Raw genomic sequence first — 13,225 nt, forward strand, 5'->3', positions numbered from 1 at the left:
CATTAAAATGGGAAAAAGTAAGGAATTAGGGTCAGCACCAAGCCCGAATAGACAATCGAGATTGGGATGCCGATGCGTAGATAATCGGTGAGATGATAATTACCTACGCTATAAACAAGTAAATTGGTTTGGTAGCCGTATGGCGAAATAAAGCTGGCGCTGGCACCAAACAGAACCGCCATAATGAATGGCATAGGGTCAACGCCATAGCCGATAGCCATGCTGTAGCCAATTGGGAACGAGAGTGCTGCGGCTGCATTGTTGGTCACCAACTCAGTCAGAACCAACGTCATAAAGTAGGTCGCGACTAACGCACCGAACACGCCCCAGCCATTAAAGGCTTCCATAAACATCAGCCCCATACGCTCAGACAAACCCGATGAAATCATCAGTTGAGCGATAGAAAGTGCAGAGCCAACGATCACCACAATATCAACCGGAAAACGGCGACGAAGCTCACCCAGTTGCACCACACCAAAGGCCACCAGCAACAGTAAGAAACCAGCCAGCCCTTTGATAATCGGCACGACTTCAGCAAGGGCTAAACCAATCACACTGGCAAAACCGAGCAATACAAACGTCGATTTATCCGCATCAAGCTTGGCACTTGAATCTAAGTCATTCATCAACACAAACTCTTTGTTGTGTTGCTGGCGCTGTTCTTCAAAGCGTTTGCCGGGAACCAGAATCAAGGTATCACCAGCGGTTAGTGTGATGTTTCCAAGACCACCTTCAAGGCGCTCATGGCCACGACGAATAGCGACCACAACCGCATCGAAACGATCTCTGAACTGGCTAGTTTTCAGGGTTTTGTTACAGAAGCTTGCTGACGAGCTCACCACTACTTCAACAAAGCTCTGGCCGTTAAGGTGATGCTGGCCAAACAGGGTTAATCCTTGAATTTCTTGCAGTGTCGCTACGCTTTCAACGTCGCCACAAAACAGCAATCGGTCACGAGCTTGCAGTATGAAGTCTGGGTCTATAGATGCCGTTGTTTTCCCGTCTCGAATCACTTCGGCTAAGAACAGTTTTCTCAGAGCTCTAAGATTATTTTCGCTGACGCTACGTCCAACTAACGGTGAGCCAGGTTCCACTCTTGCTTCTAGAAAGTAAGGCAAATCATCTTGGGAACCATCATCGTAGCTTGGTAAGAAGTAACTCAGAGGGATAAGGATCAACACACCACCCACTAAGACGGCTAAACCGATCAATGTTGGTGTGAAAAAGTTTAAGCTCGGCAATCCTGCATCTTCAACAAAGCTATTAATGATCAAATTGGTTGAGGTGCCGATCAATGTCAGCGTTCCACCTAAAATGGCAGCGTATGACAGAGGGATAAGTAACTTAGATGGCGCGTGTTGTTGATTACGTTTGATCGCTCCGATCAAAGAGACAACCACCGCCGTGTTATTAGTAAAAGAAGAAAGTAGCGCTGTGGAAATACCCAACTTCGCAACCACGGTACCTAGCCTACCTTCAGAGATATTGCGGCTAACCCAGCTGATTAAGCGAGTTTTCTCCAACGCACTTGATGCGAGGATCAGTAGAATTAAAGTCAGTAACGAGGAGTTAGTGAAGTTATTAGCCAAGCTCGACAAGTCGATCATGCCAGCCATAAAAGCAATAAACGCCGCGCCAGCAAAGATAAAGCTTGGCTTAATACGGGTAACGAGCAGGCAAGTAATAATGCCGAGCAAAATCGCTAATACAAATCCTTGTTGCCACATATACCCGTCCTTTATGGCGGAAACGATGGGTTTCCGCCTGATTCAATAAGCTGTTACTTGGTCGTTTATGACTTCAGTAATTGGCTTAGATCTTTGGCATCCCAATGAGGGAAATGCTTACGAACCAGAGCGTTGAACTCAAGTTCAAATGCAGAGATGTTACCGACTTGCTGTTCAACAGAGTCCAAACGGTCTCGAATCAAACCCGCACCAACCGTCACGTTGGTTAGACGGTCGATAACGATGAAGCCACCGGTATCGGCACTCTCACGGTATTTATCCAATGCGACCGTCTCGTTCAGTGACCATTCACACAAGCCAATACCATTCAGTGGTAACTCCTCGACAGCGTGGGTCGACAGGTTGTTGATGTCATATTGGTGGCGAACTGTTTCTACCTGACCGACGGTTTTCTTGCCGGCGATCTTAATGTCGTAAGCTTTGCCCGGTTGCAGTGGCTGTTCAGTCATCCACACGATGTCTGCCAATACATGGTTGGTGGATTCAATTTGCGCGTTTTCCAACACAATCAAATCGCCACGACTGATATCGATCTCATCTTCAAGAGTCAGCGTTACCGCCAAGCCCGCTTGTGCTGATTCAAGTTCACCATCAAAGGTCACAATGCTTGCCACTTTAGAGGTTTTACCTGAAGGCAACGCCTTAATTTCATCACCCACGCTGACACGACCAGAAGCCACTGTGCCGGCAAAGCCGCGGAAATCTAGGTTAGGACGATTGACGTACTGCACAGGGAAGCGGAATTCACCCGCAGAGCGTTTTTGGTCAATGTCGACGTTTTCTAGTACTTCTAATAGCGATGGGCCTTCGAACCATGCAAGCTCTTTACTTGGTGCAGCAACGTTAATGCCTTCAAGTGCCGAAACAGGCAGAATTTGAATGTTAGTTTCGCCTTCTAGGTTTTCAGCAAACTCTAGATACTGATCGCGAATCTCTTCAAAACGATCTTGCGAGTACTCGACGAGATCCATTTTGTTGACTGCGACGATGAAATGCTTCAAGCCAAGCAGGTTAGAAATAAACGAGTGACGACGTGTTTGATCCAGAACGCCCTTACGAGCATCAATCAGGATCACAGCCAGATCACACGTTGAAGCGCCGGTTGCCATGTTACGTGTGTACTGCTCATGCCCTGGGGTATCAGCAATAATGAATTTGCGTTTTTGCGTCGAGAAGTAGCGGTAAGCTACGTCGATCGTGATGCCTTGCTCACGTTCAGCCTGCAAGCCATCAACAAGCAACGCCAAGTCAGGCTTCTCACCTGTAGTACCCACTCGTTGGCTATCCGAGTGAACTGCTGCTAGCTGATCTTCATAAATCTGTTTTGTATCATGGAGCAAGCGACCGATTAACGTACTTTTACCGTCATCTACTGAACCACAAGTTAAAAATCTAAGCATAGATTTATGCTGATGCTGACTTAGATAACCTTCAATCCCTAGTTCAGCCAATTCGGCTTCTACTGCACTATTCATTTTTCTTTCCTTAGATTCTTAGAAATAACCTTGGCGCTTTTTCAGCTCCATTGAGCCCGACTGATCGTGGTCTATCGCTCGACCTTGACGCTCACTAGACGTTGCCACCAGCATCTCTTCAATAATGCCTGTTAACGTATTCGCCTCAGATTCAACGGCTCCGGTCAGTGGGTAACAACCCAAAGTACGGAAGCGAACGCTTTTCTCTTCAATCACTTCACCTTCTTGCAGCTCCATACGGTCATCATCAACCATGATCAACATGCCATCACGCTCAACCACAGGACGCTTGTCTGAAAGGTAAAGTGGAACAATATCGATGCTCTCTAGGTAGATGTATTGCCAGATATCGAGCTCAGTCCAGTTAGATAGCGGGAATACACGAATGCTTTCGCCTTTATTAACCTGGCCGTTATAGGTATGCCAAAGTTCAGGGCGCTGGTTTTTTGGATCCCATGTGTGGTTCTTGTCGCGGAAAGAATAAACACGCTCTTTCGCTCGAGATTTTTCTTCATCACGACGCGCACCACCAAAAGCGGCATCGAACCCGTACTTGTTTAACGCCTGCTTAAGGCCTTGAGTTTTCATGATGTCAGTGTGCTTGGAAGAACCGTGTACGAACGGGCTGCATCCCATCTCAATACCTTCTGGGTTCTTATGTACTAAAAGGTCGAAGCCGTACTTTTTAGCCGTACGATCACGAAACTCAATCATCTCGCGAAATTTCCAATCCGTATCAACATGCAATAGTGGGAATGGAATCTTGCCTGGATAAAACGCTTTGCGAGCTAAATGAAGCATCACAGAAGAATCTTTACCGATGGAGTACATCATCACTGGGTTATCAAACTCAGCAGCAACTTCACGGATAATATGAATACTTTCCGCTTCAAGCTGTTTTAGGTGGGTTAAACGTTCTTGGTCCATTTCAGTGCTTCCTTTAAGGCTCGCAGTACGAGCAATTCATTACTTGGTCTTGCCAAGCAAGGGATTTAACTCATCCACTTGAGTGAATGGGAGTATTGGCACTAGAAGAAAACAGAAGCTTCGTTTTGAGCTATCCTTGCTATTCATCTGCCTGATACGTCCTTGACATAGGCATTATGACGAGCCTCTCATATTACTGGAAATTCTAAAATTTCATTTTTTATTCGAAAAGCTGATAAGGGATGAGATTCATCGATAAATAGGTGAAATGAATGGACTAATACTATCGATGTGATTTGTACATTGATTGAGCAGGTTTGGGAGGCGTCTTGCAGAACACCATAAAGTAATCGATCTAAGTCACGAATTAACATTCGTTGTAATCATTGTTTCATTCGGTTTTGTTACATTACGCAACGAATTTTCTACTATCCACTTTGGAGCTACAAAATGAAAGTTGCAATGAAACCTTTGTCATTGGCTGTACTTGCGGGTCTTGGTTTGACTCTAGCAGGCTGCACAACAACACCAGATACCGATGAAGTGATTAAATTACGTGTCGTAGAAACGACGGATATCCATACCAACCTAATGGATTACGACTACTACAAAGACAAGCCGTCGAAAAAAATCGGCTTAGCACGTACTGCAACTCTAGTAAAAGAAGCTCAAAGCGAAGTAACCAACAGCGTATTAGTTGATAACGGTGACTTACTGCAAGGTAGCCCAATGGGTGACTACATGGCAGACAAAGGCATCGAAGCGGGTGAAGTTCACCCTGCATACAAAGCAATGAATCAACTAAGCTACGACGCTGCAAACCTAGGTAACCACGAATTCAACTACGGTCTTGAGTTCCTAGAAGAATCGATCAACGACGCTGATTTCCCATACATCAGTGCTAACGTTTACGACGCAGAAACTAAAGAACACTACTTCACGCCTTACATCATCAAGACGCACACGTTTGAAGATACAGCTGGTGTAAAACATGAAGTAAAAGTCGGCTACATCGGTTTTGTTCCACCACAAATCATGACGTGGGATAAGAAGAACCTTGAAGGCAAAGTGATCGCTCGTGACATCATTGAGACCGCTAACGAGTTAGTACCTCAAATGAAGGCTGAAGGTGCAGACGTTATCGTTGCAATCCCTCACTCTGGCGTATCTCAAGACCCATACAAAGCTGGCGAAGAGAACTCTACGCTTTACCTTTCTGAAGTAGAAGGCATTGATGCTATCGCATTCGGTCACTCTCACGCAGTATTCCCAGGTAAAGGCTTCGACAACATCCAAGGCGTTGACAACGAAAATGGCACAATGAACGGTGTTGCGGCAGTAATGCCAGGTCGTTGGGGTAGCCATGTAGGTGTTATGGACCTAACACTTGCACAAAAAGACGGTAAGTGGGAAGTGGTTAAAGGCCAATCTGAAGCACGCCCTATCTACGACAAGATCGAGAAGAAGTCGCTTGCTGCAGCTGATAAAGGCATCGTGACAGCACTAGAAAAAGACCACGCAGGTACTCGTGAGTTTGTTAACCAACCAATTGGTAAAGCAGACGATGTGATGTACAGCTTCCTGTCTCTAGTACAAGACGATCCAACAGTGCAGATTGTTAACCTTGCACAGAAAGATTACGTTGAGCAATTCATCCAAGGTGACCCAGACCTAGATGGTACTCCAGTACTTTCAGCAGCTGCACCATTCAAAGCGGGCGGCCGTAAGAATGACCCAGCGAACTTCACTGAAGTTGAGTCTGGTCAACTGACATTCCGTAACGCAGCTGACTTATACCTTTACCCGAACACGCTAGTCGCGATGAAGGTAACAGGTCACGAAGTAAAAGAGTGGCTTGAGTGTTCTGCTGGTCAGTTCAACCAAGTTGATGTTAACTCAACAGCACCACAACAGTTGATCGAGTGGGATAACTTCCGCACTTACAACTTCGATGTTATCGACGGTGTTGATTACCAAATCGACGTAACGCAACCTGCGAAATACGATGCAAACTGTAAAGTCGTTAACCCTGACTCACAACGTATTGTTGGCCTAACTTACCAAGGTAAGCCAATCGACATGAAGCAAGACTTCCTGATCGCAACCAACAACTACCGTGCTTACAGTGCTAAGTTCCCAGGTACGGGTGAAGACTTCATCGCATTTGATGCTCCAGATGAGAACCGTACTGTTCTTGCGAACTACATCTCTCGCGTAAGCAAAGAGCAAGGTCAAGTTAGCCCAACAGCTGATAACAACTGGTCATTTGCGCCAATCAAAACGGATAACACACTAGATATCCGCTTTGAAACATCTCCAAGCGACAAAGCGGCAGAGTTCATCAAAGAAAAGGGGCAATACCCGATGAAACGTGTTGCGACTGACGATGTTGGTTTCGCTGTTTACCAGATTGACCTAACTAAATAGATTACCCAGTAATCCATAGTTAACATTCTGAAAGGCTGAGTTTAACGACTCAGCCTTTTTCTTTTCTTATCTAAATTCAGAGTCTAAAGCCTTAACTTTCGCCCCTTAAACACCTGCTCATTCTTCATCTAAATCGCACGCCTCAAATCATCAATTGAATCCAATCAACGTAAAAAAGCAGCAATTCGCTGTAAGTTTTTCAGAGCTCCTCCTGTCTATTTAATTTACTACACTCAATGAATGGCCAACAAGCCATTCATCTATAGGATAGATAAGGACATTTGATGGGCACCGTCGAGAGCATTCAAGCATGGTTAAATACAGGAGAGGAATCGCTGCTATGGCTGATGCTTGGCATTATTGCGCTTTCTTACCTGCTTGAAGATCTGGCGATTGTTACAGCGGCAGGTTTAGCCACTCAAGGTCTCATACTACCTCAATATGCGCTGCTTGCTATTTTCATCGGCATTGCCACAGGTGATCTCGGTCTCTATTACCTAGGTAAATCAGGGCGTTATTTCAGAGGTGTTCGTTACAAAGCCCTCACCAACCGATACTTTCGAGCGCTTCGTACCAAATTACGTCAAAACGCATTCAGCAGTCTTTTTGTCATCCGCTTTATACCGGGGCTTCGTACCGTTGGTTTTACCTTAAGTGGTTTTTTCGCCATACCACTGCCTACTTTCTTGTTTGCCGTTATTAGTGCCACCGCGATCTGGACTGGCATTGTCTTCTCTGCCATCTACTATTTAGGGACATCAGCGTGGCTGCAAGCCTCTGAATATCAATGGATCATCATCCCGTGTGCCATCGCTTTGCTGTTTATCGGCAATCGATTAATGAATAGAACCTACTCTAGAGGATTATCATGAGTTCACCGCAAGATATTCGCATCATTCCAGCACATCAAATCAATGCAGGTATGCCTTTGCTTGAAAAAGATACCGTGCGCAGTGTCTCTCCTTATGAGTTTCTTCCAACGTGGTTCTTCTACACGCCAGTGGTGATTCAAAGCCTGATGCAAGGGTTACGGCACTTTGATTGGGCTCTGCCGCTCATCGCCAACCCGAGCATCAAACTCAGTGGTATGGTCGGCGAATCGAAACACGAAATATTGAGCCTTGCTGGATCATCAAGTAAGCGTTGGATCTCTCCATTTATCACTCTAACCAAAACCGATCTCAGCAGTAAGAAACAAGCTGAAGATGCGCGCAGTGCACTCATCCAATCGGATCTTAACTTTCCCATTGTCGCGAAACCGGATCTTGGTTGCCGAGGTGTCGGGGTAAAGCTGATCAACAACCAAGATCAACTTGAGCAGTATGTTGAATCCTTCCCAAATAATGCTCGCTTTCTTCTGCAAGAAAAGGCGCCTTATCAAGCCGAGGCTGGCGTTTTCTATGTTCGTTACCCGAATAGCAAACAAGGCGAGATCATCTCGATCACTCTCAAATATTCGCCAATGGTGACGGGGGATGGCAACTCTACACTTAAACAGTTAATCGAGAACAGCCCACGTGCAGGGCAACTCAGTCACCTGTATCTACCAAGACATGAAGATAAATTGGATCGAGTGCTCGCAGAGGGCGAAGAGTTCCAACTTGCGTTTGCGGGTAGCCATAGTCGTGGCTGTATCTTCCGAGACGGTAATCAATACATAACTCAAGCTTTAACCGAACGTTTAGATGAGATATTCGACGACTTTGATGGCTTTCATTTTGGTCGACTCGACGTCAAATTCAAAGACATGCACAGCCTAATGAGAGGTGAGGATTTCACTATCCTTGAGGTCAATGGTGCAAGCAGTGAAGCTGGGCACATCTGGGATCGCAACACACCGCTGCGAGAGATATTTTCCACGCTACTTCTTCAATACCGCATTCTTTTTGATATTGGCGCTCAACAGAAACAAAAAGGCCACCAACCTCCTTCTTTTAAGAGCTTATTTAACGCGTGGCAAGAAGAGAGACGTCTTGTTCAACAATATCCGACCACCGATTAACTTTGTACGAGGATCATGAATGAACCCCATAGCCCAACCGAGCGCCCTCACATCTTTCTCTCCTAGTATCAAAGGAGCGGTAGAGATATTGAATCAGGGTTTAGAGTTTCTATTAGCGATTTCTGACAGCGATTACCTGACACGAGCGAAGCCGCACGTCACAAGCTCTATTGGTGAGCATACTCGCCACACGCTCGATCTTTTTCATGCGCTTATTTTAAAAGAGAACGCGACCGTTGATTACAATACTCGTCGTCGTGGTCACCCTGTCGAATACGATCGGTCAATTGCGGTAAAAGAGATCCACTATGTGATCAACTGGCTTGAACGGTTAGACCGCAACGATCTCGAAGCGCCTATCATGATCCAAACCGAGGTTTCGATGGATGCTCAGGTGTTTGCAAGCCTACCTTCTACCCTAGAAAGAGAAGTGACTTTTGCGGCGCTGCATGCCAATCATCATTACGCGATGATCAAAGTGATCACCACCTTCCTAGACATTGAAACCTGTAACACCTTTGGTTATGCCCCAACCACCAGTAGCTATCTGAGGGAGCAATAATCATGTGTTCAGTATCTTGGCTACTTGAAGAAAATGGTTATCAGGTCTTTTTTAATCGTGATGAACAAAAGACGCGAGCACTAGCAATGCCGCCTAAACAGTATCGAGTCAACGATGTCGATATCATCATGCCACTCGACCCAACTGGCGGTGGTAGCTGGATCAGTATCAATGAGTTCGGGCTTTCGTTATGCCTACTCAATAACTATCAAGGCATAGTACCTGTTGGACCTTTAGTCAGCCGTGGTTTGTTACTCAAGAATCTATCATCGAATCGTAACATCAGTCAGCTCTCTGAAGCATTTCATCAGCTCGACCTGCACACTTTTGCTCCATTTACCTTGTTGGCTTTCGCGCCGAATTTAACTCAGAACAATGGTTTGGTTATCGCCTACATGTGGGATGGTATTCAACAGCACATCATCGACACCGATTCTCCGCTGTTCTCATCCGGTGTTGATTTAGAGCGAGTGCAAGCCTATCGACAAGCAAAATACGATCAGCTTATGACAACAGGTAAGAATCAACAGAACTTACTTCAGTTTCACTCTCACCATCATAGCGAACAATCTCATTTAGCGACCTGTATGCATCGTGAAGACGCACATACGGTGAGCTTTACACACTTACGTAATCTACATGGCCAAGCCTCTATGTTTTATGCACCCGGCTCACCTTGCAAACCAATAAACCCATGCCAGATAAATCAGCAGCGCTTTACCTTCGATTTGTCACCCGCAATCAATCTATAGATGGAGTCCATCATGAGAAAACTAATCACCATGGTCATGCTACTTGTTAGCCCGTACGTATTTGCTGCCGATGAAATCTACACCGGCTTCTTTAGCAGTAAGGCGCTCGATGGCTACGATACCGTAGCGTATTTCACTTCTGGGAAACCCGTTGAAGGGAGCAAGAAGTTCAGCACAGAGTACAAAGGGGCGGATTGGTATTTCTCTTCTGAAAAGAATCTGACTTTATTTGTTAATAATCCTGAAAAATATGCCCCTCAATATGGTGGTTATTGCGCATGGGCCGTTTCTGCCAAAAACGACTTCGCACCAGGTGACCCACAGTATTGGACCATAGTTGATGACAAACTTTATCTTAACTACGACCAAGAGATTCAAACCACTTGGGAGCAAGACCGTGCACAGCATATTCAACAAGCCGATAAAGCTTGGCCGCAGCTGATTAAGTAAAGGAATAACCATGACATTCACTCCTGCTAAACATCTCCCGGCAGCATTTATCGCTTTTGTGTTTGTTCAGTCGCTGTTCTTTAAGTTCACCGGCTCATACGAGACAGATCATATCTTTGGCACGCTCGCGACATGGTCAGGCTTAAGCTGGTTCGGCTCGTTTGGCGGCTACTTGATTGGATTCGCTGAATTGATTGCGGCCATTTTGTTGTTCACTCGTTGGCATGGCATCGGCGCCATTATGAGTGTGGGGATCATGAGTGGCGCAATTTTCTTCCACCTATTTACGCCATTAGGTATTCAAATGCCTGAGTTCAATGCAGCGGGTGAAATTGTCGGTTACGACGGCGGACTATTGTTTGGCATGGCATGCCTAGTCTGGCTATGCGGTGCGTTTTTAAGTGTGAAAGATTTCAAGAATCAAGACGGTTTCTTAAACAACTTTAGTCAATAAGGTAGCTTCATTATGATTGATAGTCCTTTTCGTTTACCACGTTACACGCCTTTTGGTTTAGGTGAGTCTGTTGTCGAGTGGGCAACTGGGCTATCTAAGCTAGACCGACTCTATCAAGATCGAAAAAACGAGTTATCTAGCTTCGAATTCATGAATTACACCCTGTCAGCACTCAATATCGACTACTCGGTTGTATCGGGAAGCACAGAAAACATCCCGGAAGAAGGGCCTGTCGTAATTGTGGCGAACCACCCGCTTGGCGCGATTGAAGGTGTAATCCTTGCTGATCTTGTAGGATCGGTAAGAAAGGATGTGAAGGTGTTAGCAAATGAGCTGCTCAAGCGACTGCCTGAACTGGATGATCTTTTCATCGGAGTCGATGTCTTTAATAGTAAAGAATCGAAACGTACCAACGCTAAAGCGATTCGAGATGCCAATCGTCATTTAGCAGACGGTGGACTGTTGATTGTGTTCCCTGCGGGCGAGGTATCGAGTTACCGTAAAGGGGCAAAAACACTGACAGACATCGAATGGAGCAAGTCGGTTGCCAAGTTTGTTAAGCGTCATCAAGCCACTACGGTTCCTATCTTCATCAATGGTAAAAACAGTGAGCTTTTCTATCAAGCTGGCCGTGTCCATCCGCTATTAAGAACGGCTCTACTCGGCCGTGAACTTCTTAATAAGCAAGCGACAACTATCTCTATCTCGATTGGCTCATCGATTCCGTATTCAGAGATAAAGTCATTTGAAAAAGAGATGGATATCGTCAACTATCTACGACTCAATACCTATCTAATGAGTCAACAAGATAGTCCTAGCACAGCAGTCCATGCCCCCTCTTTTGACACTCAAGTGATAGCACCAATCTCACCAGAAGTATTGTCCATCGAGATTAGCTCGCTCCCTGAAGAGATGAAGCTACTCGAGCAAGGCGACTTCGAGGTCTACTGCACGCCAAGCCAATCTATTCCCAACTTAATGCGTGAGATTGGTCGAGTAAGGGAAGAAAGCTTTAGAGAAGTTGGCGAAGGCAGCGGGCTTGCCTGTGATTTAGATGAGTATGACCTTTACTACCACCAACTGTTTGTGTGGAATAAAACCAAGGCAGAACTGGTTGGCGCGTATCGACTGGGTATGGTCGACAAACTCATCGCTGAGCACGGGCTTGATCAGCTCTACTCTCGTAGCCTGTTTAACTACAACCAAGAGTTTATCGATACGTTAGACAACAGCATTGAGCTTGGGCGATCGGTAGTAAGTAAACCTTATCAAAAGAGCCTTAATTCACTGTTACTACTGTGGAAAGGTATCGCGACCTTTGTATCTCGACACCCTCAATATACTCACCTATTTGGCCCGGTCAGCATCAGTAATGATTACAGTCACAATGCGCGCTTGTTGATAGCAACCACCTTATCGATTCACCACTACGATGAAGAAAAAGCGAATCTGGTTTCTCCTTCTTCACCTCTCAATACCAGTAGCCATGTTTTCTGGCAGAATCACCTATTGTCGTCATTGGCGAGTGTTCCTCTGCTTTCTAAAGTGCTAGCTCGTATGGAACAAGGAAAAGGCCTACCGGTACTACTGCGCCAATACCTAGGGATGAACGGGAAACTGGTTTGTTTTAACGTCGACCCATCATTTAATGATGCGTTAGATGGCTTGATTGTCGTGAACCTTAAGAAGGTACCATTTAAGACCTTAGGTAAATACATGGGTAGAGAACTCGCTCAAGACTACCTAGAACAACATGCTCGACGCTGATTTCGCCCAAACTGTACCTACACTCAAATAAGTGCGATGATTTCGGCACTTATTTGGGTTAGGTTATTTTCATGCACACCTCTTTTATCGAACAACTGCAAAGCTTCGACTTCTCTGAAAGTCAGATTGAATCTCTAGTTTATGTCGCCAAGCCACTTGAGCTACCGACCAGACATATCCTTATTAACCAAGGTGAAATGGCTGGCTCAATCTACTTCGTACTTGAAGGCTTGTGCCATGCTTGCTACCTCACTGATGATGGTAAGCAATACAGCAAAGAGTTCTACTGGGAACAAGATTGGATCATCGGCTTTGAGAGCCTGATAAAAAACCAAGCTTCCCCTTACCTATTAGAAACACTGACACCCATCACAATGTTAGAGCTGCCAATGAATGCAGTAATCGAGTGGCGTGCATCGAATAACCCTTTGTATTTAAAGCTGTTAGAAACACAACTGATGCATAAGGAAAACAAAGAACGCTTCATGCTGCTCTATACCCCTGAACAACGTTATCAGCTTTTCTGCGAACACTATCCAGACCTTGAACAGCGCCTCAACGACAATCAAATTGCCGCCTACTTAGGAATAACCGCAATAAGCTTGAGTAGAATTAAAGGTCGAATTAACAATAGTTAATGCCAACAATCATCGCGCATAGT

The 13,225-nt window shown here is 45.4% G+C and carries 12 protein-coding genes; 9 read left to right on the forward strand and 3 right to left on the reverse strand.

Annotated features, from left to right (window positions below; genetic code table 11):
- Positions 1-2: 2 nt before the first annotated feature.
- The 3 genes from ITG09_14470 to cysD all read right to left on the reverse strand — a co-directional run bounded on the left by ITG09_14470 (position 3) and on the right by cysD (position 4,150).
- The gene (locus tag ITG09_14470; protein ID UPR51855.1) at positions 3-1,727 is read right to left on the reverse strand and encodes an SLC13 family permease; all 1,725 of its coding nucleotides are present in this window, start codon (positions 1,725-1,727) and stop codon (positions 3-5) included.
- Between the two features lie 65 nt (positions 1,728-1,792).
- Entirely contained in the window at positions 1,793-3,223 is a 1,431-nt protein-coding gene (gene cysN / locus ITG09_14475) for a sulfate adenylyltransferase subunit CysN (GenBank protein UPR51856.1), read from the reverse strand.
- Positions 3,224-3,241: 18 nt separating this feature from the next.
- Entirely contained in the window at positions 3,242-4,150 is a 909-nt protein-coding gene (cysD, locus tag ITG09_14480) for a sulfate adenylyltransferase subunit CysD (protein UPR51857.1), read from the reverse strand.
- A 450-nt stretch (positions 4,151-4,600) separates the two neighbouring features.
- On the opposite strand from cysD, the gene ITG09_14485 reads away from it, so the two are divergent.
- The 9 genes from ITG09_14485 (at position 4,601) to ITG09_14525 (ending at position 13,202) form a co-directional block, all read left to right on the forward strand.
- Complete coding sequence (locus ITG09_14485) at positions 4,601-6,577, forward strand: bifunctional 2',3'-cyclic-nucleotide 2'-phosphodiesterase/3'-nucleotidase (GenBank protein UPR51858.1); 1,977 nt, start codon at positions 4,601-4,603, stop codon at positions 6,575-6,577.
- Positions 6,578-6,861: 284 nt separating this feature from the next.
- Positions 6,862-7,449, forward strand: a complete 588-nt coding sequence (locus tag ITG09_14490) for a DedA family protein (GenBank protein UPR51859.1) — start codon at positions 6,862-6,864, stop codon at positions 7,447-7,449.
- Positions 7,446-8,579 (forward strand): ATP-grasp domain-containing protein, encoded by a 1,134-nt coding sequence (locus ITG09_14495; GenBank protein ID UPR51860.1) that lies wholly within the window; start codon positions 7,446-7,448, stop codon positions 8,577-8,579. Before ITG09_14490 ends, ITG09_14495 begins: the two co-directional genes overlap by 4 nt.
- A gap of 19 nt (positions 8,580-8,598) precedes the next feature.
- Positions 8,599-9,141, forward strand: a complete 543-nt coding sequence (locus tag ITG09_14500) for a hypothetical protein (protein UPR51861.1) — start codon at positions 8,599-8,601, stop codon at positions 9,139-9,141.
- 2 nt (positions 9,142-9,143) lie between these two features.
- Positions 9,144-9,893, forward strand: a complete 750-nt coding sequence (locus tag ITG09_14505; GenBank protein ID UPR51862.1) for an NRDE family protein — start codon at positions 9,144-9,146, stop codon at positions 9,891-9,893.
- A gap of 12 nt (positions 9,894-9,905) precedes the next feature.
- The gene (locus ITG09_14510; GenBank protein UPR51863.1) at positions 9,906-10,343 is read left to right on the forward strand and encodes a YHS domain-containing protein; all 438 of its coding nucleotides are present in this window, start codon (positions 9,906-9,908) and stop codon (positions 10,341-10,343) included.
- Positions 10,344-10,353: 10 nt separating this feature from the next.
- On the forward strand, positions 10,354-10,797 hold the full coding sequence (locus ITG09_14515) for a hypothetical protein (GenBank protein ID UPR51864.1): 444 nt from the start codon (positions 10,354-10,356) through the stop codon (positions 10,795-10,797).
- A 12-nt stretch (positions 10,798-10,809) separates the two neighbouring features.
- Entirely contained in the window at positions 10,810-12,564 is a 1,755-nt protein-coding gene (locus ITG09_14520; GenBank protein ID UPR51865.1) for a lysophospholipid acyltransferase family protein, read from the forward strand.
- Positions 12,565-12,635: 71 nt separating this feature from the next.
- Positions 12,636-13,202, forward strand: a complete 567-nt coding sequence (locus tag ITG09_14525; protein UPR51866.1) for a Crp/Fnr family transcriptional regulator — start codon at positions 12,636-12,638, stop codon at positions 13,200-13,202.
- The last annotated feature ends 23 nt before the right edge of the window (positions 13,203-13,225 follow it).

The sequence above is a fragment of the Vibrio cyclitrophicus genome (assembly GCA_023206055.1).
GTDB lineage: Bacteria > Pseudomonadota > Gammaproteobacteria > Enterobacterales > Vibrionaceae > Vibrio > Vibrio cyclitrophicus_A.